This is a genomic window from Halopseudomonas laoshanensis (assembly GCF_008365385.1).
Lineage (GTDB): Bacteria > Pseudomonadota > Gammaproteobacteria > Pseudomonadales > Pseudomonadaceae > Halopseudomonas > Halopseudomonas laoshanensis.
Window position 1 is genome coordinate 402,669 of sequence record NZ_QOVF01000001.1, and the last position, 24,902, is coordinate 427,570.

The following is a 24,902-nucleotide window of genomic DNA, read 5'->3' on the forward strand; positions in this document are numbered from 1 at the left end:
CTCAGCCCTTGCTTCTGGTCTTCCAGTCGGCCGGGGCTTGTTCTTCGGCGGCAAAATCAAGTTCAACGTCCACATCATTGGGGTCTTTGAAGAATACCTGCCAGGTTCGAACATCGCCCGGGGCGCGGATAATCCGATAGTCAATGGCGTGCTGATCTAGCTGGTCCAGCGTTTCCTCCAAGCCCTGCGCAAAGAACGCCATATGGTCGAGCACACCCCGGCGAGGGTTGGGCATATGATCGACGGCAATCACGTGAAGCACCGGATGGCCTTCGGCATAAAGCCACAGTCCCGGCACTGGAAAGGGCGGTCTTGGTCCGCATTCAAGCCCCAACAGGTTTTCATAGAAGTGTTGCGTCTGCTCGAGCTGGTCGGTAACGATAGTGAAGTGGTCCATTCTAAGAATCATGCTGTGCCTGTCGTAATCAGAAAGGGGTTTAGCGGTCTGCCCAGAGGGTGGCTTAAACCGTCAAAAAAACATGGCTGGCCTTGGCCTCATCTTGTGTTCGCGAGCTGCTTGGTGTGATAGGAAGTTTGGGTTCGTTCGTTGTAAAGGGCAAGTATTCCAGTACTCCGATTAAGCCCTGATAGGGCAAATTGAATATTGGTTTTTCCAATACCTTAAATCATTATTTATGGGTTGTTTAATGAGGATGATTGGTTAGTCTGAAAGTTGAATAAAGCGGTTCCCAATAAAAATAATCGCTGAGAGTAAATCCATGTATTCAGTAAATTATGATGAATATGATCCGGCGGCTGCCGGGGAGTTTCTGACAGAGTCTCGATTGGTGGATGCCGGTTTTGATATTCATATCCAGCATGCTCATTGGTCGAACTCTGGCACCGCGGTGATTCAGGCAAAGGAAAGTTGCCTGCTGCGTTTGGTCCTGCCGACACCCGCTAGACGCTGGTCACCTTTTTCGGATAACAAGGGGCGCTTTCCCGCACTCAATTGTGACTTCCAATCGCTTGGGCAAGTGCTGTTTTTGCCACGCGATACAGAGTTTCAGTTTCGTCACGGGGTGTCGGAATACAAGGCCATGATCTGTCTGTTCGACCCAAGTATCATGGGGCCGCTGGCCGGCATCCAATGGCAATGGGACGGCTGCTTGAGCGACAGCATGCTGAATCTGGAAAATCCCTTTCTGCAAATGTCGCTGCAGCGTCTGGCGCAAGAGGTTGCCGCCCCTGGTTTTGCCAGTGAGCTGCATACCGAGTGCCTGTTGACCAGCATCGCACTTGATTTGCATCGGCAGTTTTTGAGTTCGCAGGTCGGCACCGATTCAGGAAAGCTGAGCTCGCAACAGCTGAAAACCTTGCGTGAACTGGTCGAGTCGGTACCCGAGCAAAGCAATTCCCTAAAACAGCTTGCGGATGTACTGGATATGCCCGCCAGGCGCCTGTCAGAGCAGTTCAAAAGCACCACTGGCCTGACGCTACGCCAGTATGTAGCGCAGGCCCGCATCCGCCGGGCAAAGTCGCTATTGCTGGATCGCAGCATGTTGATCAAGCAAATCTCCTACCATACCGGGTTCCTCAGCCCGGCCTCCTTTACGGCAGCTTTCCGTAAAGAGGTCGGTATGACGCCTGAAGCATTCCGCCAGGTGCACCAATAAACTGCTGCTTAAAAAGCAGGCGCGGCGTCGGTGTCTGTCTGCCGAAAAACAGGGTAGCTTCCGAGCAACAGCAGCATCAATGGGCCGACAACAAAGCAAACCGTGCTGAAGATGAGCAGGCCTGAATAGTCGCCCGTCATGCTGTAAAGCGCGCCGAACAGCAGCGGTGCGGCGGCGGCCCCTGCGGTAATCAATCCTAGATGGATGCCGAATAGGCGACCGTAATCGCGCATGCCGAAATACTTGGCTATAAGAAAGGCGGCGATATCAAACTCCGCTCCGGCGCCAATACCCACTAGCATCGTCGCCAGAACATAAAGCGCCGTATTGCCGCTGCTTAGCGCGAAAATAAGACAGGCAACAGCGGGCATGAGTAGCGCTATAGAAGCTACGCCTGGCGCCCACAGGCGGTCAATCAGATAGCCTACGACCAGGCGTCCGAAGATCAGCGAGATACCAAAGGCGCTAAAGATCTGCCCGGCCTCGACGGCGCTAAGACCACGGTCCTGGAGCAGCGGGATAATATTGGTCACCAGTCCGACTACGCAGGCCACTACCAGAGTCATAGACAGATTGCACAACCAAAAACGCCAGGATCTTAGTGCCTCTGCTAACAACATGCCGCCTGCGGCGTTCTGGGATATGGGCTGCTTAGCGGTTACCGTGCCACTTTCAACTCTAACCGGCAGCAACCACAGTAAGGTCAATGGCAGTGCAATCAGCACCGGCAGCAGCGACAGCGCGATGAATCCGGCTTGCCAGTTCCAGGTTGAAACCGACCAGGTAATCAGCAGCGGTAATCCGGCTGCGGCGAGCCCTGAGCCGCTGAGAATGATGGCCAGCGCCAGCCCGCGATTTTCCACAAACCAGAGATTCACCAGGTGGGACCAGGTAATCTGCAAGGTGCCTAAACCCGCTAGCGGGACCAGGAAATACCCCAGATACAGGCTCCATATCGTGGTTTTTACCTGGGTGAGTAACACCAGGCTGATTGACAGCGCGATCAATGAAAGGATGGTGACAATACGTAGGCCAAACTTCAGGTTGAGCCAGCCCGCCAACTGAGCGGCGACTATGGTGCCGAGCGACAGAGCAGTGATGGCGGCCTGTAATTCACTTCTGCCCCAGCCCAGTGCCTGCTCTAGCGGGATCATCATTGAGCTGAAGCTGTATAGCAACAGCGAGCTGGAGCTGGTCGCGACGCCTACCACGGCAAGAATGAGGATCTTCCAGCCGATCTTGAATTCTCTGTTATCGAACTGTTTCATGGTCTATGCCCGTTCAGGATAATGTCAGATGAGGCGGTACTGCGTCAGTCGTTGCCAATAAACTGAGCCGCCTCGGTACTTTTGCTTATCACGTGATCTCGCCTCAGGCTGCCGGGTGACGCTTCGCCCGCCGGAACTGCAAGATCTTCAGGATGAATGAGCGTCGGCCCGTTCCGCAGTTGCTGCAGAGCCAGGCAGACGATGTCGTCCGCCTGCGGCAATGGCATGGTCATGGCATTGGGAATATTCAATCGCTGCATGGTTTCTCGCATCGTTGGCGTATCCACGGTGCTGACCAGTAGATTGAGCACGTCAACGCCCTGGTCCTTCCACTCAGCCCACAGCGATTCACCCAGATTCAGCGAAAAGGCCTTCGTTGCGGAGTACATACCCAGCTTGCGCACACCACCGAGAGCGGCATGTGAACCCACTAGCAGCAACCCGCCGCGGCCCCGCTCTATCATCCGGCCGCCAAATGCGTGGCTGATGTCCATGACTGTCTGCGTGTTCATCCTGAGCAGCTTCATCCACTGCTCGGCATCGGTGTTTAGAAACTGGCTGATAAAGGGGTCACCGCCGGCGTTGTATATCACCAGGCCGACCTGACGGGTGCCGGTGGCTTCCAGCAGCCTCGCGGTAGCATCCGTTGCCGACAGGTCCTGTTTCACGCATAGCGCCTGAACACCGTGTTGCGCTTCAATCTCGGCTTTCAGTGACTCAAGCGCTGTCTCGTTTCGGGCAACGAGAATGCAATTCAGGCCCTGCGCTGCGAGCTGGCGCGCGAAGGCTGCACCGATGCCATGGGATGCCCCCGCGATAAGCGCCCAGTTACCATATCGCAGTTGAAATGTGGGCTTATCGTCCAGTCGGTTGATCCGCCTTACCGGAATACCCGCTCTGAAACGCTCTTTGTGCAGGCTCATAGCGGAGGAAGATCAATATGACTGGCTGAGGCGCCAATAGCCGTGCTGCCGAACACCTGAACGCGTCGTTCAATCTGCGAAGCAAAAAGTGTTAACAGGGGTAGGTCATGCTCGGCCCCCGCTGTGGTAACGAAGCTCTCCAGTGCAGCCTCCATTTTCTGATGATCTTCAAAGCGCTGGCCGAGCAGTGCTTGGGCTTCACGCATATCCTGGGCCTGCAGCTCCAGCATCATGGCGTCGGCCTTGCCTAGATATTCAACGATCTTGCGCACGGCGTTCAGCTTGGTGCTCTGGAATGGATCAGTCACTTCGACCTGTTCAACCGCATCGCGGAGCATGCTCAGCAGTTCGGCGTTGGGTCCGGTTGGTTTGATCGAGCTTGCTGGCGTCTCGATTGCCACGCCCATTGATTCCGCCAGGGCATGGACCACTACGCGGCGCAGGGCAATGTCGAATTCAATATAAGTATCGTGGGGGTCTCCCGGTTTTGGCGTCGCGACCGTCGAGGAGAACTGCATGGTGCTGACGGTGGAGAACAATGTGGTATGAAAGCGCACCACGTCGGGTTCGGGCGGTTCGCCGCTGACCTGCTGATAATATTCGTAGAGCTGCTTGAAAGGCGCTCCGAGCGGTTCGTAGTTGTCCCGCATGCGCGCGGATGCCAGATCGGCCAAGGGATCGCCGATCATCGCGAATTCGAAATCATAGAGGGTGGTCAGCTTGCCGTTCTCGAACAGATACTGCCCCGAGTCGTACTGCACCAGGCTCGGTTTGCTGCGATGCTGCGGGACGTTGCGGCGCAGCCAGTTGAGGGCAAATTCCAGCAGCGGCTGCGGTCGGGTTTTATTGCGCGCGTAAAGCGGGTAATAGGCATCTAGCCCGGCCAGCGAAATGGCTTCGGCGCCCTCGGGTAGCGCGATGCCCTTGGCCACAAAGTCATCCAGTGGCAGCTGGTGCATGGCGACCATGGCGTCTATGTATTGTTTGGCCAGGCTCAGACGCTCAGCGTCGTCGCTGGCGGCGGAAACGTCTCGGGTGCCGGGTACAGCTTGCATGACGATGGCTAGCGGGTCCTCGCAGAAGCCATAGATATGCGGTACTGGAACGCCCTGCTGACCGAGCAGCGCGAGAGTATCCGCTTCGCGGCGCAGATCATCCGGAAACGGGCTGACATCGCCGCCGCGGTCGCCACGGATGTGTAATTTGAGTATTTCATTGCCCCGCTGCAGTTCCATGTTCCAGGCAGGGCGCCAGCGCGGTAGCCGGTCTGTGCTGACCACCGTCCCGCCCAGCAGCGTTTCGATGAAATCCCGTATTTTCTGCTCGACCAACTGCTCGCTACCGGCATTGTCTAAGGCCATGTTCATTTTTACTCCACGAATAAGCGTCTTCGGCCTAGCAGCGCCAGGCCGTGTAAATAAATAAAGTGTGCTCAGGTCTTTGCGGTAGCCAGTTCCGGTCCGCCAACCTGATCCAGCGATACGCCCTTTTTCTTCGCCAGGTCGGCGGTGTCGAGGTATTCGCGCCATGCCGTGATTTTGCCTTCAGCATTTAGCTCGTAAACCGCGACCATGGAATGCGGCATCGCTTTGCCGCTGGAGACGGCGTAGTCATCGCGTTCGGTCATGACGATGCTGTCCGAGGACACGATGTTGCGGATAACGCAGTGGTTGTGGGTGACGTAGCTCATTTGCCGCTGGATCTCGTCGCGCAACGCAGCGCGGCCGCGAATTACTGGCCCGCCGGGCACCCAAAGCTGCCAGACGGCGTCCTCGCTCATCATGTTCAAAATAATGTCCAGCTGCGGTCGCGATTTAGCGGTGCCGTCGCCCCAAGTGGCGCAGAATTCCCTGATGATCTGTTCTTGTCGTAAGCCCATGGCATAAGTCTCGTCGGAGTAGGTTGAGGTTCGTGCTCAGAGGTAGGCGCGGACGACCGGGACCATGGGCGTTCCGCAACTCATGCCGCCGTCGACACGCATCAGGGCGCCGTTCACATAGCGCGCCTCGTCGGAGGCGAGGAACAGCGCCATATTGGCGATATCTTCCGGCTCACCCAGCTGTGGCACGTTCTGCAAGTCGAGGAAGGCGCGGGTCATCTCTTCATTGGCCCAGCCTTCAAGCGCAGCGGTACGGATCACGCCGGGCAGGATCGCGTTGCAGCGAACCCCCTGCTTGCCGAAGGTGGCGGCGATGGTTTGCACATACCAGTTGAGTGCCGCTTTGGAAGCGCCGTAACTGAACTGGGCGACTTCCCCGGCAATCGAACTGGTGGACGAGGTGAAGATGATCGAGCCAGAGGCTTGCTTCAGCATGTGGGGCAGGGCGTGCTTGCAGGCAAGCACGCCACCCAGCACGTTGACGCGCATGTTGGCGTGGAACAGCTCTTCATTGAAGTTGATGAAGTCCACATCCCGCGCTGTGTCTGGATTCTTGTTGACCGCGTTGTTGAAGAGGATGTCGATGCGGCCGTAGGTCTCGATGGTGGCGGCTATCATCTGCTTGAGATCGGACTCCTGACCAACGTCAACCTTGAGCGCCGTCGCTTCGTTGCCCGCCGCCGTGATGCTGTGCACGACGCGCTCCGCAGCGTCGGCGTAGAGGTCGGTCACTACAACCTTGGCGCCCTGAGCGGCAAATGTGATGGCGCTGGCGCGGCCAATACCGCTCCCGGCGCCGGTGATCACGGCTACTTTCCCTGCAAGTCTGTTCATGGAAGTCTCCAGTCTGGAATCAGCACAGCGTTAACGGCTTTGGCCAGCGGCGATGGTTTGCGGATTGGCTTCGCGCTCCATAATCGGCGCCTCGCGGTAGCGCGTTGGGCCGTTGCCGAACATGCCGTACTGGCTGCGGGTAAAGTCGTACAGCGAGTAGGAATCCTGCTGCGGATTATTCGGGATGCCATAGGCCTGAATGTTGTATTGCGCGCCCGAGCGGAACATCTCGCCGCTGTCATCCCAGGCGTCGTACAAGGCTGCGCCGAAGGTATCTTCGTCAATGTAGTAACGGCGGGATTTCTGTGCGTGCCGCACACCTTCCTTGCGCTCAGCTGAAACAACCCAGGCGCGGTGCAATTCCCAACGCTCGCAAGCTGGGTTGATGTGGTTTTCCATCAGTTTGGTGTCCATGTCGCAACCCCATTTCAACTGGTAGTTGCTGTAGGGCAGAAACATTTCCTTTTTGCCTTCCAGCGTCCAGTTGAAGCGGTCCATTTTGCCGGAGAACAGAAAGATTTCGTCGTAGAAGGACACACTGCCGAACGCGGCATTGGGCGTATCGTAGGAAAACTCCGGTGCCTTGCGGATGCGCCGCTGCCCAGTCGAATAGCTCCAGGCGTAGCGATCATTTTCCACTGGATCAAGGTGATCCCAATAACCGGAGGCGGTGCCCGCCGTACGAGCCGGAGCGACGATGCGCGACCAGATCCGGCTCGCGATCTTCGGGTCACGTCCTTCCACATCCAGTTGATAAAATGGTTTTTCACCGGTGGAGCGGTTGGTGTTGGTCAGGGTCACGCGCCCCTTATTGACCACATAGGCGCTATGATTCCAGTTCCAACCGTTGACGCCCTGATAGTTGAGCAGGTAGTTCCACATGGCCTGCTCGCCGCTCTGCGGAATCGGAAAGGGCAGCCCGCCACGGCAGGCTTCACTGACGGATAAACCGTCGTGCAGCGATTTACACTCCGGGTTGCCCGCGTTATTCACGGTCGCCGCTAGAAAGGACTCGGGGAACGCCGCCGTGCGGTGGGTCGGATAGATGTCCATGTAATAGGTATCCGGATACTGCTTGAGCAGCTTCATTTGCCCGGCAGAGAGCTGGTCGGCAAATTCGTCGGCGTTCTCGGCACTGATGCGAAAAAGTGGTTCTTCATCGGCGAAGGGATTTGGCCAGGATCCGTCGGCTGGCTTCAGGCTGGCGGGCACCTCCAGGCCGCCGGTGTAAGCGGGAATGGTACCGGCCTCATTACCAGAGGCTATCGCACCAAAGCGGGTAAGGTCCTGGCCCAGGTCATCGGCGGTCCATGTCTCGTTACCCAGCGCCGAGGTAGCTATGACCGCGAGCAAGCTGATTGCAATCTGATTCATCTTCATGGAGTACTCCCAATTTTATTGTTATGTCTGATGGTCGTTGGCCTAGAACGCAGTGCTCAGGGTCAACGATACCCAGTCACGATCGGAGAGGCCGATGCTGCCGTTACCCCCTACCACGGTGTTTCCAACGCCTGGAACATTGCGGGTGATGGTGTCGGAGCCATAGCCGATGTAAGACAGGCTGATGTCATAGCGCTCGTCCAGCACGCCTTTGATGCCCACCTTGAAGTTGTAATCGCCCTCGTTGCCACCGCCGGTGGCAGCATTGCCGGAAAGACCGTAGTTGAGGCTCATAGGCGCGGAGATATTCCAGCCGGGCAGAGCGCCCAGCCACTGCGGGGTAAAGTTGATCGCCAGCCCGGCATAGTTGCGGGTAGCACAGCCCCAGTCCTTATCCTGGTTGACACAGCCGCCATAACCTTCGCCGCGGAACTGATCGGCATTCTCGGTGACTTTGTCCAGATGGCTATAGGCGACCTCGGTAATCAGCGAGCCGGTGTCCCAAAGCGGTGTTGAAGGCAGCAGCCAGAGCGCGTTGGCGACCATGTGCCAGGTGTCGCCTCGCGCGCCTTGGTTGTCTGCCAGATCAAATCGGCTGGATATCAGCGAAGCGTTTTCACGATAAGACAGGTCAACACCCACCGACGCACCGCCGAGTACCGGCCCCGCTGACCAGCTCAAGCCGTAGAGCTTGATGTCTTCGGCGTAAATATAACGGGCAGAGCTGGGCCCGGTTTGCAGGCCCCAGGGGGTGTAGTCATCAAACTCGCGGTAGAACGCGCTGATATCCGATTGCATGAAATCGAGGCTGTAACGCGCCATGACGCCCCAGTTGCCGCGGTTGTCGGGTTCTAGCGGGTCTTCAATGGGAAAGGCAAAGCCGGGGGCAACGGGCAAGCGGTCCGGGCCTTGCAGAGCCACGTCGGCAGAGGCCAGGTAGGTTCCGCCTTCAGGTGCGCGCGTTGAATCCCATTCAAGGAAATACTGTGCCGCGAGGGAGAGCCGATCAGTGACCTGGGCCTGGCCTGAGATTTGTGCCAGCGGCAGGAATACCTCGCGGGTTTCAGTGCCGGGATTTGCCTGAGCCTTGCGGCCATCCAGAGGGGCTTGCGAATAGGAAACAGCGTGCCCGGGGATCAGCAGACCGTTGCCCCAATAGAGAGTGTGACGTCCCGCACGCAGGCTGACCGGCGCATCGCCGAGATAAAACCGGGTGAACAAAAACGCATCGAGCAGCTCACCGTTCAAACCCTGGTGGTAGCGCTTGGTGTGGGATGAGTAGCGATCACCGATATAGCTGCTGGTACTGGGTCCGGCAGGCGCACCTGGATAGTAGATGTTGCCCGGATTGGTCTCGATATCGGTATCGGCGTAGGCCTGATCGTACCAGGCCGCACCACTGATGCGCAGGCCATGGGTTCTCTTGTAAGCCAGCTCCAACTCGCTCATCACATCCAGACGGTTGGTTACCACGTCACCGCGATCAAACTTGTAGTTTGATTCGTCATAGGTAGCGTTGTTGCCCAGTGCGTTGTCGCGGCCTTCGGCGCGCACGCCCAGGTTGTAACGAATGGTATTGTCCCAGCGGCCGCTCAGGTCGGGATTGCCGGTATCGAATTCTGCTGCCTGAATACTGCTGACACAGGCAAGCGAGACTGAGAGTCCTACAGCCTTGCTGAGTAATGAAAACTCTGGCTTGAACATTGAGCTTCTCCGTTGATCTTGTTTTTATAATCTGACCGTTGTCAGTAAACGTCACGGGGGCGGAGGGGACAACGCGTAGGGCTATCGCTGAACTGTCTGTACCTATCGATGAACTGCGTTCGGCGCTGAACCCGGCCAAGTTGCTGGGCGAAGCGAGGTCAGTAAGAGCAACCCGGCCTCGCCTTTTCAATAGCCCGCCTCAGCTCTCCTGTAGCCAAGTATCCATGGCCTGCCAGACCTGCAGCCTTGATGAAGCCATGTTGTGCATATGGGCGGCGCAGCCGATGAGAGTGACCGTGCTGTGAGAGGCGAGAGGATAGAATGCTGCTTCGCGCTGCGGGTCAGGGCTGACATCGACTTCGCCGTACAGCAGCATGACCGGGCAACCAATGGCCGCGGCTTCGCGCGTCACGGCACCAGGGGTAAGTGCAGCCAATGCGAGGGTTACAGGCGTCAGGCCGGCGTGCTGATTATCACGTTCGATCAGCTGCTCCGGGACATCAGGCAGGTGAAAAAAGCCGCGCATGGGTTGCCGGTCAGTTGCGATGTAACCGCCCGCAGCAAGACTTGCTTGCACGCTGGCTACGTCAGTGTCGCCCAGCTCCAGAGGCAGGTTGCTCCAGCCCGCTACAATCAGCCGCTCAAAGGTTTGAAAGCATCCCTGTTGGTAAACTGCCAGCATTCCGCCCATGGAATGGCCCAGCCCGGATAGTCGCAACGTGCAATGCGGCGGTAGCTGCAGCCATTCGCCTTCCAACAGTCCAGCGGCGGTTTGCCGTGTGGCAAAGTCGCTGGCAGCGGCAATCATTTCCAACGTTAGTTGGTTCTCGGGTTGCGGCATACTGCTGGCGCCCATACCGAGGGTGTCGATGGCCAACACCAGATAACCGCGCCCGGTCATGTATCTGGCAAAGCTATAAGAAGGATCCAGATAATCAGGATGATAATAATCACTGGAACAACTGCCACCATGTAGGCACACCAGTAGGTCTACCGTGCCGTTGTTAGCAGTCAGATCATCTGCAGCGAAAAGTTGGCCAGACAGGGTGACGGGCGTGGAGTAGGGTGTGAGATGGCTGATGTTCCACGTCAGTTTGATTTTCTGCATGGTGGGGTCCTTTCAGGAAACAAAAAAAAGCCCTTCAGCGGCGTGGGCAACTGAAGGGCTCAGAGGGGCGATCAATTAACGCTGAGATTCACGCGATACGATCGCTTCGGGGTTGAGCTCGCGCTCGCTTCTGGCTTCGCTCAACACGCGATAACCACCGGTCATGCCGTCGTTGATAATGCCGTACATGCCTTTGTTGAAATCAAATATGGTGTGTTTGACGATATAGGGAATGTCGTGATCATAGAACTGCACGCCACCCATCATCATTGAACGGTACAGCTCGCCGTTCTGATCCCAGGCATCGTAGAGGCCAGCGCCGAAGGTATCTTCATCAAGGTAGTAGGTGCGCTTGCTGTATACGTGGCGCATACCAGGCTTGAGCGTTGCCTCCACTTCCCAGACGCGGTGCTTTTCCCAGCGCTCGCATTCCGGATTGGCGTGCGCTGTCCGGAACTGGTCATCACAGTTGAAGTAGAACTTGTATTGGTTGTATGGGATCAGCATTTCCTTGCGGCCAACCAATTTGAAATCAAACCGGTCCTGCACGCCGGAGAACATGAACAGTTCATCAAACAGTTCCAGACCGCCCATACTGCCAACTGGCGTGTCGTAGTTGAATTCCGGGGCAAGCTTCACGCGACGTTGACCGGGTGTATAACTCCATGCTCGCCGTGGCTGAGCGGTAGGGTTGAGGAAGTCCATCAATCCTGTCAGTTCGCCGGCCTTGCGCGCTGGCGCTTTGGTCACCGAATAAACGCGGTAGAACAACTCAGGATCGCGGCCGGGGATGTCAGTCTGGTAATAAGGCCGCTCGACAAAGGTTGCCTGGTTGGCTGTACGAGTAACAGAGCCGTTACGATCGACTACCCAGGTATCGGATGAGGAGGTAGTAGTACCAAACTTGCCGTCGTTATAGCGCACCAGCAGGTTCCACATCATTTCATTGCCGTTTTGTGCTATGGGAAAGGGAATTCCGCCGCGGCAATCGGCTTCGAGCGCCAAACCTTCATTGGAGGTATTACAGGTGGTGGCATTCCGGATACTTGCCTCTTCCACTTCCTTTGGATAGGCCGCTGTGCGGTGGGAAGGATAGATATCCATATAATATTCGGGATTGCGCTGCAGTACTTCCTTCTGACCGGCGCTCAGCAGATCAGCGTGCTCAGCCATGTTCTCTGAGGTAATGCGATATAGCGGCTGCTCGTCCTTGAACGGGTTGACCCAGAAGCCGCTGTCAGGCTGGAAGCCTTCCGGAGCGTCGCGCAGCCCGCCTTCATAGGGAGGAATTGAACCGTCCGCATTGCCTGCTTGAATGGCTCCCACCGCTGTCAGGCTTTGCCCTAACTTCTCTGCCTCTTCGGGGCTCACAGCCGCAAAGGAGGCGGCAGATAGTCCGCCCAGTAACAAACCGATAGCAATATTCAGTTTCATGAACGTTCTCCGTTATTGATGTTGTTAGAACGAGATTTGCTGGAGCAAAGCCGGCCATAGGTGGCGCTGGGCTGACCCAGAGCTCCGCGACCATCGCAAGTGTTCCATGATTGATTGGGGGTAGTGATGGGAAAGCGTGGGCTGCACTGGCCGAGCAGCGTCTGAAAAGACACTGTTAAACGTGCTGACCATGACAAGCGTCCGGAATGATCCAGATCTGTGCTCATTTTTCTGTCCTTTTATTTTTATTTTTTAGCGGCTAATGCTTTTAACGCAGCGTAGAAGGACGTCGGAAAGTCATTCGAACTGTCAGCAATGCCTGAGTAAACCGTAGCAGAGATCCTTTTTTAATTCCATATGCAGATTAATATTCTGCAATAAGAATTGTAAGTGCTATGGTAAAAACACACCTGTTGGCGAAATCGGTGAGCAGTGCCAATCGTTTTACTCAGGGTAAAACGGTTGCGCAGCACCTGGGCAAGCTTTGTTATAGGGTGCTCACCAGCTTGAAAAAGGGATACAACCATGAATAACAACAAGACAGATTTCGACGTAATTATCGTAGGTGGCGGCACCAACGGCCTGTCGGCGGGCTGCTATCTCGGCCTGGAAGGGAAAAGGACGCTGGTGCTGGAGGCGCTCGACAAAGTGGGCGGCATGGCATCGTCGGGGTATCTGATCCCTGAAGCCCCCGAGCATCTGGTACACCCCTGCGCTCTGGACATGATGTCGATGCGTGTTCATTCCCACATTCCCCAGGAACTGGACCTTGAGCGCCACGGATTCAAGTCCATCGAGCTGGCGCCAGGGTACGTTTATCTGCACCCGGATGGGAGCTCGCTGGTGTTCTGGCGAGATCGGCTGAAAACCGCTGCGGAGATCAGGCGCTACAGCAACAATGACGCTCAGGCGTTTCTGGAGTTCATGAACGTTATCGACATGTTCCTGGAAATTGCTCTCCCAATGATGCGCGTTGATCCGGCGAAATTGAACTTCGGGGCCAAGCTGAAAGTGATAGGCAGCGCCCTGAAAAATCGTAAGCTCAAGCCTGAATTGATGGGTCTGCTGACCGGCTCCGCGCATCAGGCAGCACGTGAACGCTTCGAGCACCCGGTCACCATTTCCGCGATGTGCGCCCTGACTGGATTGGCCGGAGATATCACCGCTGATGGCGGCGGTATCTACTATGCCTTGCTGGGCTTTCTTCACCGCTTTGGTGTTGGTCGGGTGCTCGGCGGGATGCAGCAACTGAGCAATGCCATGCGCTCCAGGCTCGAAGAATTGGGCGGGCAGGTCATTACCTCTGCAACCGTGACGGAAATCGTCTCCAGCCAAGGAACGGTGAAAGGCGTCAAGCTGGCCGATGGACGCGAGTTCACGGCCCGCTCGGTCATCGCCGGCTGCCATCCTAAAGTGGCTTTGGAAATGGTGACGGCTGGCGAAATGCCCAGGCACCTGCTCACCCGTATCGCCATGGCGCCAGCCAATGCCAAGGGCTCAGGGCCGCTCAAGGTGGATGTGGCGCTGGACGGTCAGATTTCCGTGCCGCGCTTCGAACAAGCCCGGGGCGACGGCGTCGACCTGCGCAAGACCTGCCTGCTGATCGGTACCGAGGAAGCCGTGCTGGAAAGCTTTAGCGCCTGCGCCCGGGGTGAAGTACCTACGCTACCGTATATCACCATGGCCACTCCAAGCGCTGCGGATCCTTCCCAGGCTCCGGCCGGCCAGGACGTGGTCTACATCTACCCGCCGGTCATGCCGGTCAACCCGAAAGCGGGCTGGGATAACATCAGGGAAGCTGTTGCAGATCAGGTCATCGATCAGCTCTCGGCCTATGTAGAAGGCATCAAGGGGCATGTCATAGGTCGGCGGATCGAAGCCGCGCCGGATTTTACCGCACGTCTGAACACGGTGAATGGATGTGTCGTGCATATCGACACCACCTCTATGCGCTCCAGCACCATGCGCCCGGCTCACGGGCTGGGCGGCGATACCCTGCCGGTCGCAGGCTTGTATCTGGGCAGTGCCGGCATTCATCCCGGTGGCGGCGTGAATGGCATGGCTGGCCGTCTGGCAGCCAAGCGCGTGGCCAGTTATCTGGCGAAGAACCCCTAACGATCAAATAACAAAAATTACATTCTTAACAGGAGGACACCCTATGTCACTCGCAGCCCAGGAACTTGACATCGAAGCCGCCTACCATGCGGTCTCGGACACCTATCTTGGTTCGGACGTCGATATCCATGGCCTATGTCGGGACAAGCGTCACAACGAACCGGTAATGCAAGGCGACTTTGTTGACACCTACCTCAAGGTGCCGACCAATGCTGGCGCCAAGGCGGCCAAGTGTGCAGTCACGTTGTTCAAGTACAAGGACATAATGGCGGTTCTGCGTGACGCCGACACCTTCACCAGCGGTTTCATCGCCGAAGGACTGGGTGCGTTTTTTGATGGACTGATCATCCTGGCGATGGATGGCGAGCAGCACCGGCGCACCCGCGCACTGCTGCAGCCGGTGTTCATGCCGCAGACCGTGAACGAATGGCGACCCGAGATTGATCGGGTCATCCGCGAAGAGTTCCTGTTGCCCATGGTGGCAGACAAGAAAGCCAATCTAATGGACTTTGGTCTTTATTTTCCAATTCGCGCCATGTATGCGCTGATGGGTTTTCCTGCCGATGATCCGGAAAAGTTCAAAAAGTACGCGAGCTGGGCGTTGGCATTGGTGGCGGCTAACCAGATTGATCCGGAAAAGGCCAAGATCTATGGGCCTCTGGCTGGCCAGGCGGTAAAGAGCCTTTATGATGCGATCAAAGAGGTGGTCGTTAGCAAGCGCGCCGAGGGCACTCAAGGGAATGATCTGATCAGCCGCCTGATCAATGCCGAATACGAGGGCCGGGCATTGGATGATCATGAGGTGACCACCTTTGTCCGCTCGTTATTACCGGCCGCAGGGGAAACTACCACCCGGACCTTTAGTTCGGTGATGACGCTGCTGCTGGAGCGCCCCGAGTTGTTGGAGCGAGTGCGCAATGATCGCAGTCTGATCGGCAAACTGATCGATGAAGCCGTGCGTTATGAACCGGTAGCAACTTTCAAGATTCGCCAAGCCTCAAAGGATGTCGAGATCGGTGGCGTTATGTTGCCCAAAGGGGCAATGGTTCAATGCATGGTGATTTCTGCCAATCGTGATGAGGACGCCTTCGACAATCCAGACGCCTTTGATCTGGACCGCAAGTCGCGACCTTCGCTGGGGTTTGGGTTTGGTCCGCATATGTGCATTGGGCAGTTTGTTGCGAAGGTAGAGCTCAACAGCGCGATTAACGGCATTCTCGATCTGTTCCCCAATATCCGTCTTGATCCAGACATGCCCGCGCCGAAGATTGCCGGAGCGCAACTGCGTGGCGCAAAGTTCATTCATGCCGTCTGGGATTGAAACTCACGCCAGCCCGGCCTTGAGAGGTGAAGACCAATGAATAATGTTGATAACGTAGAGATCAAAAACTTCCTGCATGGGCAGCTCAAATGCTGGAATGCCGGCGATCGGGATGGCTTCTTTGAGCACTACCGAAAAATATCTCCCAACGGGCTGGATATCGAGTATCTGGGCCGGCCGGTGATGGAGGGTTTCGCAGTGCTGGAAGGCATGTGGGACCAGCAGAACAGCAAATTCAGCGTGGAGGTTGCGTTGTCGATCATTGCCGCCAATGAGGCGGCTTGCCACCACAGAAATGTGATGCGCGATGGTGGCGGTGTTATCGAAACCATTGAGTTGTACAAGTTTGAGGAGGGCAGGACGCTGGTACGCTACTTCATCAAGCAGTGACGGGCCGACAGCTTGCCGCCAAGCAACCGCAGTAACGCTGCGGTTTCTCCGTGTCTGGTGCCATGTGGCGCGCGATTCCTGCGCGCAAATGCACAGCTCAGGCCTGCTATGATCACCGCGGGCGTTCTTATTCGAGCCAATCCCGATCCAGGCCGAGCAATTCCCATCCAGGATAGTCCCTATGAACAAACAACTCTTGGAGAGCTGGCGCATTGAAGCGCGTCGGCAACTTGTCTCACAGCGCGGCTTGAACGTCTGGCCGCACGATGAACCAGATGATCTGGAGCAAATCCAGCAGATCCGTGAATGGCTCGACAGCCTGCCGGAGCCCGTGGTGCTGCAGCACCCGCTGCACCCCCTGAAAATACGGGTGGCCAGGGGTTTCAGCCCGCGCATGGCTTACTACTTTGCCCTGGGTGATTACGAGGAAGCGGATCTCGAGTTGATCGAGAAGATGATCAGGCCGGGGGACAGGGTGCTGGAGTGTGGCGGCGGTGCGGGCATCACCGGTTCGCTGGCGGCTCGCTGTTCGGGTAATCCGGTCACCATCGTCGAGCCCAACGAGGTCATGCATGGAATCATCCGCCAGAACGTCCAGCTTAACGGGCAGGAATGCCGACTGATTACGGCGGCGGTAGTGGCCGACGCCTATGCAGGCGATACGCTGACCCTTCGCGTGCAGGATGAATACTGGTGGAGTTCGGTGCTGGATCATGGTTCGGGCACGCCGGTGCAGACTGCGGTCGCGAGGATTTCCGATTTACTGGAAAGCATCTGCCCCAGCGTTCTGGTGTTGGATATCGAGGGCGCGGAAGTAGGACTGTTGCCTGCAAAGTTGCCCGATGATCTGCGCTTGATCATGGTCGAGTTACATACACCTGATATAGGCGATGAGGCCACCGTCAGCGTGGTCAATACGATAATGGGCCAGGGTTTCCGTCTCTGCCATGTCAGGTCCCAGACCTGGGTGTTCGAGCGATCTCAAGCCATTTCTGGTTGAGAGGGCCGGGATTGGAATGCGCTTGCCGAGCGCAGCGTCAACAGGGTCAGGGATGCCACTATTGCCGCGACCAGCGAATACATGATGACCGGGTCGTAGTTTCCGTACTGGGTATGGATGTAGCCGAAAAAAGCCGGAGACATACCCGCCACGATAGTGACCAGACCCAGATGTAACCCAAAAATGCGCGCATAGTCTTTCATGCCGAAATAGCGAGCCATGAGAAAGGCGGCTATATCAAACTCCGCACCTGCGCTTAAACCTATGCAGACCGTAGCCAGTACCAGCAGGGCGGTAGACTCTGGCCCCGTCACCAGCAAGATAAGACAACCTATGGCCGGGGTGAACAGCGCAGCGGCGGAAATGACGATGGGCGAGTAATGGTCAAGCAGGTAGCCAACCAGCAGCCGTCCGGCAATGATTGATGCGCCGAAGGCACTGAAGATCTGGCTGGCAGTAAGTGCAGGTACGCCTTTGTCCTGCAGGTAAGGCACCATCACCGTGACCATGGCAACGATAAGCGATACGGACAGGATGAGTGATAGGTTGCATATCCAGAAGGTCCGGGATTTGCGCGCTTCGACAAAGGTGAATCCGGTCGCCGCCAGCGGGGCTGTGCGAGCTTTTCCTTGAGCGCTTTGGGGCTCGGCTGCCGGGAGTTGCAACCACAGCAGCGCCATCGGCAGCGTGGTCACCAGGGGCATCACCGCCAGCAACAAAAAGCCTGCCTGCCAGCCCCAGCGTTCCATGCACCAGGCCAGCAAGGGCGGAACGATCAACGCCGCCACACCGGTCCCGCTCAGGATGATCGCCAGCGCCAGCCCACGGTTGCGCTCGTACCACAGGCTTATGAGTTGGGTCCAGGTGATGGCAATAGTTCCCAGGCAAAGCAGCGGCATGGCGAAAAACGCGAAATACAGCCAGGCGATATGGCCATTGAGCTGGGTCAGGGCGGCATAACACAGAACCTGCAGAATGACCGAGACAATGGCCACACGGCGCAAACCGAAACGCGAATACAGCCATCCGAGCAACTGCGAGGCGACCGCCACGCCGGCGAAAAGAAAGGTAATGGAAGCCTGAAGTTCGCCACGGCTCCAGCCAAAGGCTTCCTGAAGCGGGATGACCATAGTGCCGAAACCGTAGAGCAGGGCCGCACTCATACTGGTAACAACGCCAAATACGCCGAGAATCAGAAGTCGCCAGCCCAGGCGGAATTCGGTGAGATCAAGCCTTGGTTGACTTGACAGGTTGTGGTCGGACATTTTGCAACTCCTACGGCACCTGCGCCTGCATCAAGCCGGCGCGCGATCAGCATTATTTTTATGGTTATCTTTATGACTTTTTAAGTAATTCTTCGATCTTGGGTAAAGCGACCATGGTGGCTCCGCCATCCACCAGCAGCGAGGTACCGGTGATGTAACTTGCCTCGTTTGAGGTAAGGAACAACACTGCTGAAGCGATATCAGCCGATTGCCCCAATCGGGGAACCGGAAAATGTTCCGCCAGCAGGTGGGGTAGCTCCTCGCCCAGGGTGCTCATCATGTGGTCCGTGCCGATCAGGCCCGGCTCCACCACGTTGACCAGAATATTCAGTGCACCGAATTCGACGGCTAGCCCGCGGGCAAAGGCATTCATGAAGGCTTTGCTTGAGCCGTAGGGGATCAGCGTGGGGGTGTACTTGCGATTGGCCTCGCCGGAGGAAATGAAGATGATGCGTCCCTTGCTCTCCGCTTTGGTGAGGTGCGGCGCGGCATCCTTGGCTAGCCAGAACAGGGACTGGATATTGCTGCGTACCAGATGATCGAAGGTCTCGTCCGGCATCTCGGTGATCAGCCCGTGGGCGGTATCCGCTGCGCAATGGACCACAATATCCAGCTGGCCGAAGTGATCAATGGCACCTTCTACCATGGACTTTATCGCTGCCCGGTCGGCTATATCGCCGCCGACCAGGGTCGCTTCACAGTTCAGCGCTTTTATCTGCTCGACCGTCTCATTACCGTATTTCGGTGTTCTTGCTGAGACCACAAGCTTGGCGCCTTCCGCAGCGTAGGCCAACGCGATGGCTTTGCCCATGCCGCGCCCGGCGCCTGTCACCAGAACAACCTTGTCTTTGAATCTCATGTGTTGCTCCCGCAGTGTCGAATCGAGTTGCCTGCCTGCAAAGCAGGCAGGCATGAAGCCGCGCTACAGATCAGCGCCCCGCACATTACGGGCTGTGCCGTTGCGACGGTCGGACTCACCCCAGGCCAGCCAGCGGTCTGGTTCGCGCTCATCGCCCACTCGACGCCAGCGTCCTTCTTGCTGGGCGGTGATCGGAAAGCCGCCGACGAAATCGATCATTTCGCCCTTAGGTGCAGGAAGGAATTCCCATTCTTCCTCACCGTCCAGGATGATGCGTGCCGAATCGAGGAAGTAACTACCGTCCTTGTGCATCGCCAACCCTTCAATATCGGTCGTGGTGCGTATTTCGCCTTTTTCATTCATGAAAATGGCATAGCCAAGGTGTTCATGACCGACCATGAAGGAGCCCGAGTCCCAGGTGCCGTCCTTGTAGATGGTCACGAATGACCACCAGATCACGTGCATCTTGTTGTTTACCACCAGGTCCTTCTTGAAGTGAATGGCGCCGCCCTCGGCCATGTAGAACTGGTCCAGCGCCATCGCGCCCTTCACTGGGCGGCCTTCACAGGTTCCCGAAATATCCCAGAGCTGGGAGACGTAGAAGGTGCCCCATTCAACGCCAGGCAAGTACCACTGCAGGCCAGGCCCAAGTAATTTGCCTTCCAGCTCAAACAGGCCGTCCTCCTTCCAGGTAAGCTTTTCACTCGACGCGGTGATCTTCCATGAATTGCCCGGCTCGTCAGGCTGGTTGGTCCAGGTGACAGTGTCGCCTTCCAGCGTCTGCAGCGGAATAGGCGTGGGCGCTTGGGCGGCCATGCGCTCTTGATCCATGCGCAAATGCTGACCATCGATATGGTTGGTTTGATAGATGAACTTGGTCGGATTGGGCGTGCCGTTGGGCGCGAGCAGTGAGCGAACGAAAGAATAGATGTTGCCCTCTTCGTCGCGCACCGAGCCAAATGGAGAGCTCTTGCTTAACTGCAGGCCGAAGAAACCACGCTCACCGGCCATCGCTGGCCCGGTTACCTTGTGGGGGCCAACCAGTTGCTGGTAACCAAAATCGCCGCGTTCAGGAATCGTTGTAAAAGTTCGCATAGCATTCTCATTGTTTTTGGATGACTTAGGGGGGTTAGGTTATCGCTGGCTGTAACGCGAGACGATTGACTCGGGGGCCATATTCCTCTCGGGTAGAGGTGTGGGATCAAACTGATAACCGCCTTTCAACCCATCGTTGATCACGCCATACATTCCCTTGTTGAAGTCATAGATCACGTTTTTAACGTTATAGGGGATGTCCAGATCGTAGAGTTGCACGCCGCTGAGGAACATAGAGCGGTAGAGGCTGCCTTGCTGGTCCCAGGCGTCATACAAACCAACGCCAAAGGTGTCTTCGTCCAGGTAGTAGGTACGCTTGGCATACACGTGTCTGCTGCCTGATTTGAGGGTCGCTTCTACGACCCATACACGATGCAGTTCCCAACGCTCACATTCAGGGTTCGCATGCTTCTCGAGCATCTGTTCCTCCTGACCACAATCGAAATAGAACTCGTAGGCGTTATAGGGAATAAACATCTCCTTGCGGCCGACCAGTTTGTAGTCAAACCGCTCCTGGCTGCCGGAGAACATCTGTAGTTCATCGAACAGCGTGACGCCGCCCTGACTGGCGACGGGCGTGTCGAAAGCGAACTCCGGTGCCAGTTTGATGCGGCGCTGCCCAGGGGAGTAACTCCAGGCCCTGCGGGGCTGATCAATGGGATCGAGAAAGTCGGCCAGGACGGTTACTTCGCCTGCACGGCGGGCTGGGTATCGGTTAAGAGAGAACACCCGGGCGTACATTTCGGGATTGCGGTCGTCCTGGTCCACCTGGTAGTAGGGCATTTCTTCAAAGGTTTGCTGTTCGGCAGCCTTGGTCACACTGCCGTTGGAATCGATAATCCAGCTGTTGGATGAAGCAGTAGTCGAATACCCAGAGCCAATCTTGTAACGCAGTTGCTGGTTCCATAGCACTTCGTTGCCCGACTGGGGAATGGGAAAGGGCAGGCCGCCACGGCACGCGGCATCCACAGCCAGCCCGTCTTTCTCGGTATTGCACTCGGTGGCATTGCGAATGGTTGCTTCGACGACTTTCTCTGGATAAGCAGCAGTGCGGTGGCTGGGAAAAATATCGAGGTAATAGTCCGGATTGGTTTGCAGCAGATGTTTCTGTCCGGCGCTTAAATTGTCGGCGTATTGGTCCATATTGCTGGCGTCGATACGAAACAGCGGTTCCTCGTCTTTGTAGGGATCAACCCAGAATCCCGAATCAGGCTCAAAGCCTTCAGGCGCTGTGCGCAGCCCTCCGGTATACGCCGGAATGGTGCCTTCACTATTGCCTTCCTTGATGGCTCCCCAGGGCGTCAGGCTGTCTCCGAGTTTGGCTGCTTCTTCGGGGCTGACCGCTGCCAGGGAAAATGTCGAGATGCCACTCAGGGCGATACACATCATCAGTCGGTTTTTCATTACGGCTCTCCAGCTTTTTATTTTTGTGCATGTTCAGTGCTCTGCCGCCATTTCTTTCCGTGAGTTTGTGCGGTGAATTCAACCTAGCAGAGCCATATCGATTAATCCACAATACAGAATTCCATTCTTTTGGAAGAATTTTGATATTGACGTAATTGAAGGTTTGAGAGGTTTTTGCTGGAGCTTTGATGTTTTGCTGTAGCCCAATGCTGCTGCGGCTCGCAGAGGGCAGCGGCGCTCTCTCAAGGTTTGTGAATCGATTGAAGAGAGGGCTATAAATCGTTTTACCCTGGGTAAAACAAAACCATACCGAGAGGTTTTGGTGAACGCGCGGATAAGAGCGTTGCCAGAGTAAGAATCATGATCCTTCGGGGGGAAGGGGTGGAGACATCTAGATATCCGAGCCCTGAGAAATCAGCAAATTCTGCCGGTTTGCCAGTATGTGAATCAACAGGCCGCTACCCGACAGCAGCAACATGACGCCGGTCAATGGAACCGCGCTGGGCATGCTCCAGATACTCACCGCCGCCGCTCCACAGGTACCCAGCAGAAACTGAATACACCCCATGATGGCAGAAGCAGAGCCCGCCCGATGGCCTTCGTTGGCCATGGCAAGGGCAACCGCGTTGGGGCTGAGCAGCCCCATTGAAGTCATGTAGATAAAAAAGCAGACCATAAGCAAGGGCAGGGAGGCGACGCCCGTCAAGGTAGCGACCAGCCCTACCAGCGATGCTGCGGCAGGGACTATGATCACGTATTTCAGCATGGTCGCGGGGCCGAAGCGGGCGACCAGCCGTGCATTGAACTGCGAGCCGCCGATCATGCCAAATGCATTGATTCCGAAAAACCAGCCGAAGTGCTCTGCGGGTACGCCATACAGTTCGATGATGACGTAAGGCGAGCCTGCCACATATGCAAACATGCCACCAAAAGGTAGGGAGCCTATCAGTACATAGGTCATGAACTGGCCGTTACCCAGCAGGTTCGCGTAGCGGCGGAAGTTACCGACAATACCCAAACGTTCGGCTGTGTGCCGTGACAGTGTCTCACGCATGCTGAAATGCATGCTTATCAGCAGGATCAGGCCGGCACCGGCGAGTACTGCAAAGATCCCTCTCCAATCCATTACCATCAAGAGCAGCCCGCCGATGATGGGAGCCAGAATGGGTGCCAGACCGAGTGCCAGCATCAACATCGAGAACGCCCACGCGGCCTGTGCTGTGGTCGTACGGTCACGAATAACGGCCCGGCAGATAACTACCCCAGCGCTGCCGCCGAGCGCCTGAAAAAAGCGTGACGCGGTGAGGGTGGTCAGGTCATTTGCCAGCATGCAGCCGATAGATGCAGCAATATAAAGTACGAGCCCGAAATACAACGGCGGCTTGCGTCCATAGCGGTCGCTCAGGGGGCCGTACAGTAGTTGCCCTAGTGACATGCCGAGCAGAAAAATCGCCAGTGTAATCTGTACCTCTGCGGACTCGACATCCAGGCTGCGCGCGATTGATGGAAAGGCGGGCAGGTACAAGTCAACCGACAGCGGCGAGAGAGCCGTCAACATCGCAAGCAGAAATAACCAGCCTGGGAAGAATGGCGCTTTTTCACTCTTACTCATGGATGGTGACTCCAACGCAGCGATTCAGAGGGGCATGCAGGGCGAGCGGGCTCGAAATACTGCGATAGCGACGGTAAACCCCTTCAACTTTGCAGGTATCAAGGGTCACCAAGATCAAGCGATTAACTGCGGTGAGCGACTTCCCAGGCTTTCAAGTCAAAATCAGGTTTCCTGGCTTCGCGCGGGGTCAGTTCTGGCGGACGAGACAAGAGTTTTTTGCCGGCAAGATGATCCCCCGGGCGGTTGCATGACTCGACTGCCACCAGTTGATCCCTACGGAAGCACAGCACGGAGAACTGGTCCGTCTCCATTGAGCCCAATGTCACCGTGCTGTCGTAACCGGTAGATAGACCGACAATCTGCAGTTTCAGATTGCCTTGGTCGGTCCAGAACCAAGGCGTAGAGATAAACGGCGCGGCTTTACCCAGCAGCCTGGCCGATACCGATCTTGCTTGGTCCATCGCGTTGGGAACAGATTCTATGCGGGTATGCTCGCCCTGATTGTGTATGCAAGGGAAACAGGCAACATCGCCAATCGCGGAAATATGCGGATCATTGGTTAAAAGGTGGGCGTCGACCTTGATGCCATTTTCGATTTCCAGGCCAGCTTCAGTCGCCAGAGTAATGTTCGGAATAACGCCGATGCCATAAACGACTAGATCGGCGGGAAGCACTTCGCCGTCGGCCTTTTCCACTCCGGTTACCTTGCCGTTTTCTCCGATGATCTGATCCACTGCCTGGCTGAAGTGGAATTTAACGCCCCAGGACTCGTGTGCCTTGAGGAAAAGCTCGGACATCTGCGGCGAGATCGCTCTGGCCATGAGCCGCTCACCCCGATCAATCACCTGCACACTGGCTTCCTGCGCGGCAGCTACCGCTGCGAATTCCAGACCGATAAAACCGCAGCCAATCACAACCACATTCCTGGCTGCCTTGGCCCTCGGCGCCAGCGCATCAGCATCAGCCAGCGTTTTGATGCCATATACCCCTTCAAGGTGTTCGCCTGGAATCGACAGTGCGCGATTGTGGGCACCTGTCGCAAGTACCAGGTGGTCATATTCCAATGCTTTTTCGCTCTCAAGCACCACACGCTGGTTCTGCCGATCAATCAATACTGCTTTATCTTGGATCAGGTCGATCTGCTGTTCATCAAAAAAAGTGACGGGTCGAAAAAGCAGATTCTCTGCCTTGATTTTCCCCAGCAGATAAGCTTTGGACAGTGGCGGACGCTGGTACGGCAGCCCAGGTTCATCGCCCACCAACGAGATTTTTCCGGCGAATCCGCCTTGGCGCAGTGACGCGGCGACTTGAAAGCCTGCCTGGCCGGCACCGATTATTACAACTGACGTAAGCGTCATATCTGCTCCTGTGCAATCAGTACTGGGACTCGGGCAAACGCAGTACCATACCGTCCATATTGTCCTGAATAGTCAGTTGGCAAGTAAGGCGGCTGTTTTCCTTGCGTTCGTTGGCGAATTCCAGCATATCCAGCTCGGAGCCCTCGGCTGCGGGCACGGCACCCATCCAGTTATCTTCTAGAAACGCATGACAGGTGGCGCAACTGCAGGCGCCGCCGCAATCGGCCTGGATACCAGGCACCATAGCGTTCAAGGCAGCTTGCATTATGGATTGCCCGACCTCTGCGGTCACCGCGTGTGGGGTACCGTTGTGTTCTATGAACGTAATTGTTGGCAT

Annotated in this window: 22 protein-coding genes; 5 read left to right on the forward strand and 17 right to left on the reverse strand. The window is 56.5% G+C overall.

All coding sequences use genetic code 11. The features are described from left to right. Position 1: 1 nt before the first annotated feature. Complete coding sequence (locus DT594_RS01885; protein WP_246164528.1) at positions 2–397, reverse strand: VOC family protein; 396 nt, start codon at positions 395–397, stop codon at positions 2–4. Between the two features lie 322 nt (positions 398–719). Between DT594_RS01885 and DT594_RS01890 the strand changes: the two genes are divergently transcribed. Then, positions 720–1,616 carry a helix-turn-helix transcriptional regulator gene (locus DT594_RS01890; protein ID WP_149331124.1) on the forward strand — a complete coding sequence of 299 codons (897 nt, stop codon included), beginning with the start codon at positions 720–722 and terminating at the stop codon, positions 1,614–1,616. A gap of 8 nt (positions 1,617–1,624) precedes the next feature. Here DT594_RS01890 and DT594_RS01895 read toward each other — a convergent pair whose 3' ends face one another. From DT594_RS01895 to DT594_RS01935, 9 genes are all read right to left on the reverse strand, one after another. Beyond that, a complete protein-coding gene (locus DT594_RS01895) occupies positions 1,625–2,884 on the reverse strand; it encodes an MFS transporter (protein ID WP_149331125.1) in 1,260 nt (419 codons plus the stop codon). Between the two features lie 44 nt (positions 2,885–2,928). Then, positions 2,929–3,807 carry an SDR family NAD(P)-dependent oxidoreductase gene (locus DT594_RS01900; protein ID WP_149331126.1) on the reverse strand — a complete coding sequence of 293 codons (879 nt, stop codon included), beginning with the start codon at positions 3,805–3,807 and terminating at the stop codon, positions 2,929–2,931. After that, a complete protein-coding gene (locus DT594_RS01905; RefSeq protein WP_149331127.1) occupies positions 3,804–5,174 on the reverse strand; it encodes a phosphotransferase family protein in 1,371 nt (456 codons plus the stop codon). The genes DT594_RS01900 and DT594_RS01905 overlap by 4 nt, the downstream gene beginning before the upstream one ends. A 65-nt stretch (positions 5,175–5,239) precedes the next feature. Then, positions 5,240–5,686: a nuclear transport factor 2 family protein gene (locus DT594_RS01910; RefSeq protein ID WP_149331128.1), complete on the reverse strand. Its 447-nt coding sequence runs from the start codon at positions 5,684–5,686 to the stop codon at positions 5,240–5,242. Between the two features lie 36 nt (positions 5,687–5,722). Further along, entirely contained in the window at positions 5,723–6,520 is a 798-nt protein-coding gene (locus tag DT594_RS01915; protein WP_149331129.1) for an SDR family NAD(P)-dependent oxidoreductase, read from the reverse strand. 30 nt (positions 6,521–6,550) lie between these two features. After that, positions 6,551–7,900: a DUF1329 domain-containing protein gene (locus tag DT594_RS01920; RefSeq protein WP_149331130.1), complete on the reverse strand. Its 1,350-nt coding sequence runs from the start codon at positions 7,898–7,900 to the stop codon at positions 6,551–6,553. A 42-nt stretch (positions 7,901–7,942) separates the two neighbouring features. Further along, positions 7,943–9,604 carry a DUF1302 domain-containing protein gene (locus DT594_RS01925; RefSeq protein ID WP_149331131.1) on the reverse strand — a complete coding sequence of 554 codons (1,662 nt, stop codon included), beginning with the start codon at positions 9,602–9,604 and terminating at the stop codon, positions 7,943–7,945. A 199-nt stretch (positions 9,605–9,803) separates the two neighbouring features. Further along, complete coding sequence (locus DT594_RS01930; protein ID WP_149331132.1) at positions 9,804–10,712, reverse strand: alpha/beta hydrolase; 909 nt, start codon at positions 10,710–10,712, stop codon at positions 9,804–9,806. A gap of 75 nt (positions 10,713–10,787) precedes the next feature. Beyond that, positions 10,788–12,146, reverse strand: coding sequence for a DUF1329 domain-containing protein (locus DT594_RS01935; protein ID WP_149331133.1), 1,359 nt, complete (start codon positions 12,144–12,146; stop codon positions 10,788–10,790). Positions 12,147–12,671: 525 nt separating this feature from the next. Here DT594_RS01935 and DT594_RS01940 point away from each other — a divergent pair. The 4 genes from DT594_RS01940 to DT594_RS01955 all read left to right on the forward strand — a co-directional run bounded on the left by DT594_RS01940 (position 12,672) and on the right by DT594_RS01955 (position 16,972). Continuing rightward, positions 12,672–14,261, forward strand: coding sequence for a phytoene desaturase family protein (locus DT594_RS01940; protein ID WP_149331134.1), 1,590 nt, complete (start codon positions 12,672–12,674; stop codon positions 14,259–14,261). Positions 14,262–14,304: 43 nt separating this feature from the next. Beyond that, the gene (locus tag DT594_RS01945; protein ID WP_149331135.1) at positions 14,305–15,582 is read left to right on the forward strand and encodes a cytochrome P450; all 1,278 of its coding nucleotides are present in this window, start codon (positions 14,305–14,307) and stop codon (positions 15,580–15,582) included. 36 nt (positions 15,583–15,618) lie between these two features. Further along, the gene (locus tag DT594_RS01950) at positions 15,619–15,972 is read left to right on the forward strand and encodes a nuclear transport factor 2 family protein (protein WP_149331136.1); all 354 of its coding nucleotides are present in this window, start codon (positions 15,619–15,621) and stop codon (positions 15,970–15,972) included. Between the two features lie 181 nt (positions 15,973–16,153). Continuing rightward, entirely contained in the window at positions 16,154–16,972 is an 819-nt protein-coding gene (locus tag DT594_RS01955; RefSeq protein WP_149331137.1) for an FkbM family methyltransferase, read from the forward strand. Here the strand turns inward: DT594_RS01955 and DT594_RS01960 are convergent. The 7 genes from DT594_RS01960 to DT594_RS01990 form a co-directional block, all read right to left on the reverse strand. After that, entirely contained in the window at positions 16,954–18,237 is a 1,284-nt protein-coding gene (locus DT594_RS01960; RefSeq protein WP_149331138.1) for an MFS transporter, read from the reverse strand. The genes DT594_RS01955 and DT594_RS01960 overlap by 19 nt on opposite strands. A 70-nt stretch (positions 18,238–18,307) precedes the next feature. Next, positions 18,308–19,096, reverse strand: a complete 789-nt coding sequence (locus tag DT594_RS01965; protein WP_149331139.1) for an SDR family NAD(P)-dependent oxidoreductase — start codon at positions 19,094–19,096, stop codon at positions 18,308–18,310. Positions 19,097–19,159: 63 nt separating this feature from the next. Beyond that, positions 19,160–20,191 (reverse strand): hypothetical protein, encoded by a 1,032-nt coding sequence (locus DT594_RS01970; protein ID WP_149331140.1) that lies wholly within the window; start codon positions 20,189–20,191, stop codon positions 19,160–19,162. A gap of 39 nt (positions 20,192–20,230) precedes the next feature. Continuing rightward, positions 20,231–21,595 carry a DUF1329 domain-containing protein gene (locus DT594_RS01975; protein ID WP_149331141.1) on the reverse strand — a complete coding sequence of 455 codons (1,365 nt, stop codon included), beginning with the start codon at positions 21,593–21,595 and terminating at the stop codon, positions 20,231–20,233. A gap of 391 nt (positions 21,596–21,986) precedes the next feature. After that, positions 21,987–23,207, reverse strand: coding sequence for a multidrug effflux MFS transporter (locus DT594_RS01980; RefSeq protein WP_149331142.1), 1,221 nt, complete (start codon positions 23,205–23,207; stop codon positions 21,987–21,989). 122 nt (positions 23,208–23,329) lie between these two features. Next, positions 23,330–24,565, reverse strand: coding sequence for an NAD(P)/FAD-dependent oxidoreductase (locus DT594_RS01985; protein ID WP_149331143.1), 1,236 nt, complete (start codon positions 24,563–24,565; stop codon positions 23,330–23,332). A gap of 16 nt (positions 24,566–24,581) precedes the next feature. Next, positions 24,582–24,902 carry a 2Fe-2S iron-sulfur cluster-binding protein gene (locus tag DT594_RS01990; protein WP_096346460.1) on the reverse strand — a complete coding sequence of 107 codons (321 nt, stop codon included), beginning with the start codon at positions 24,900–24,902 and terminating at the stop codon, positions 24,582–24,584.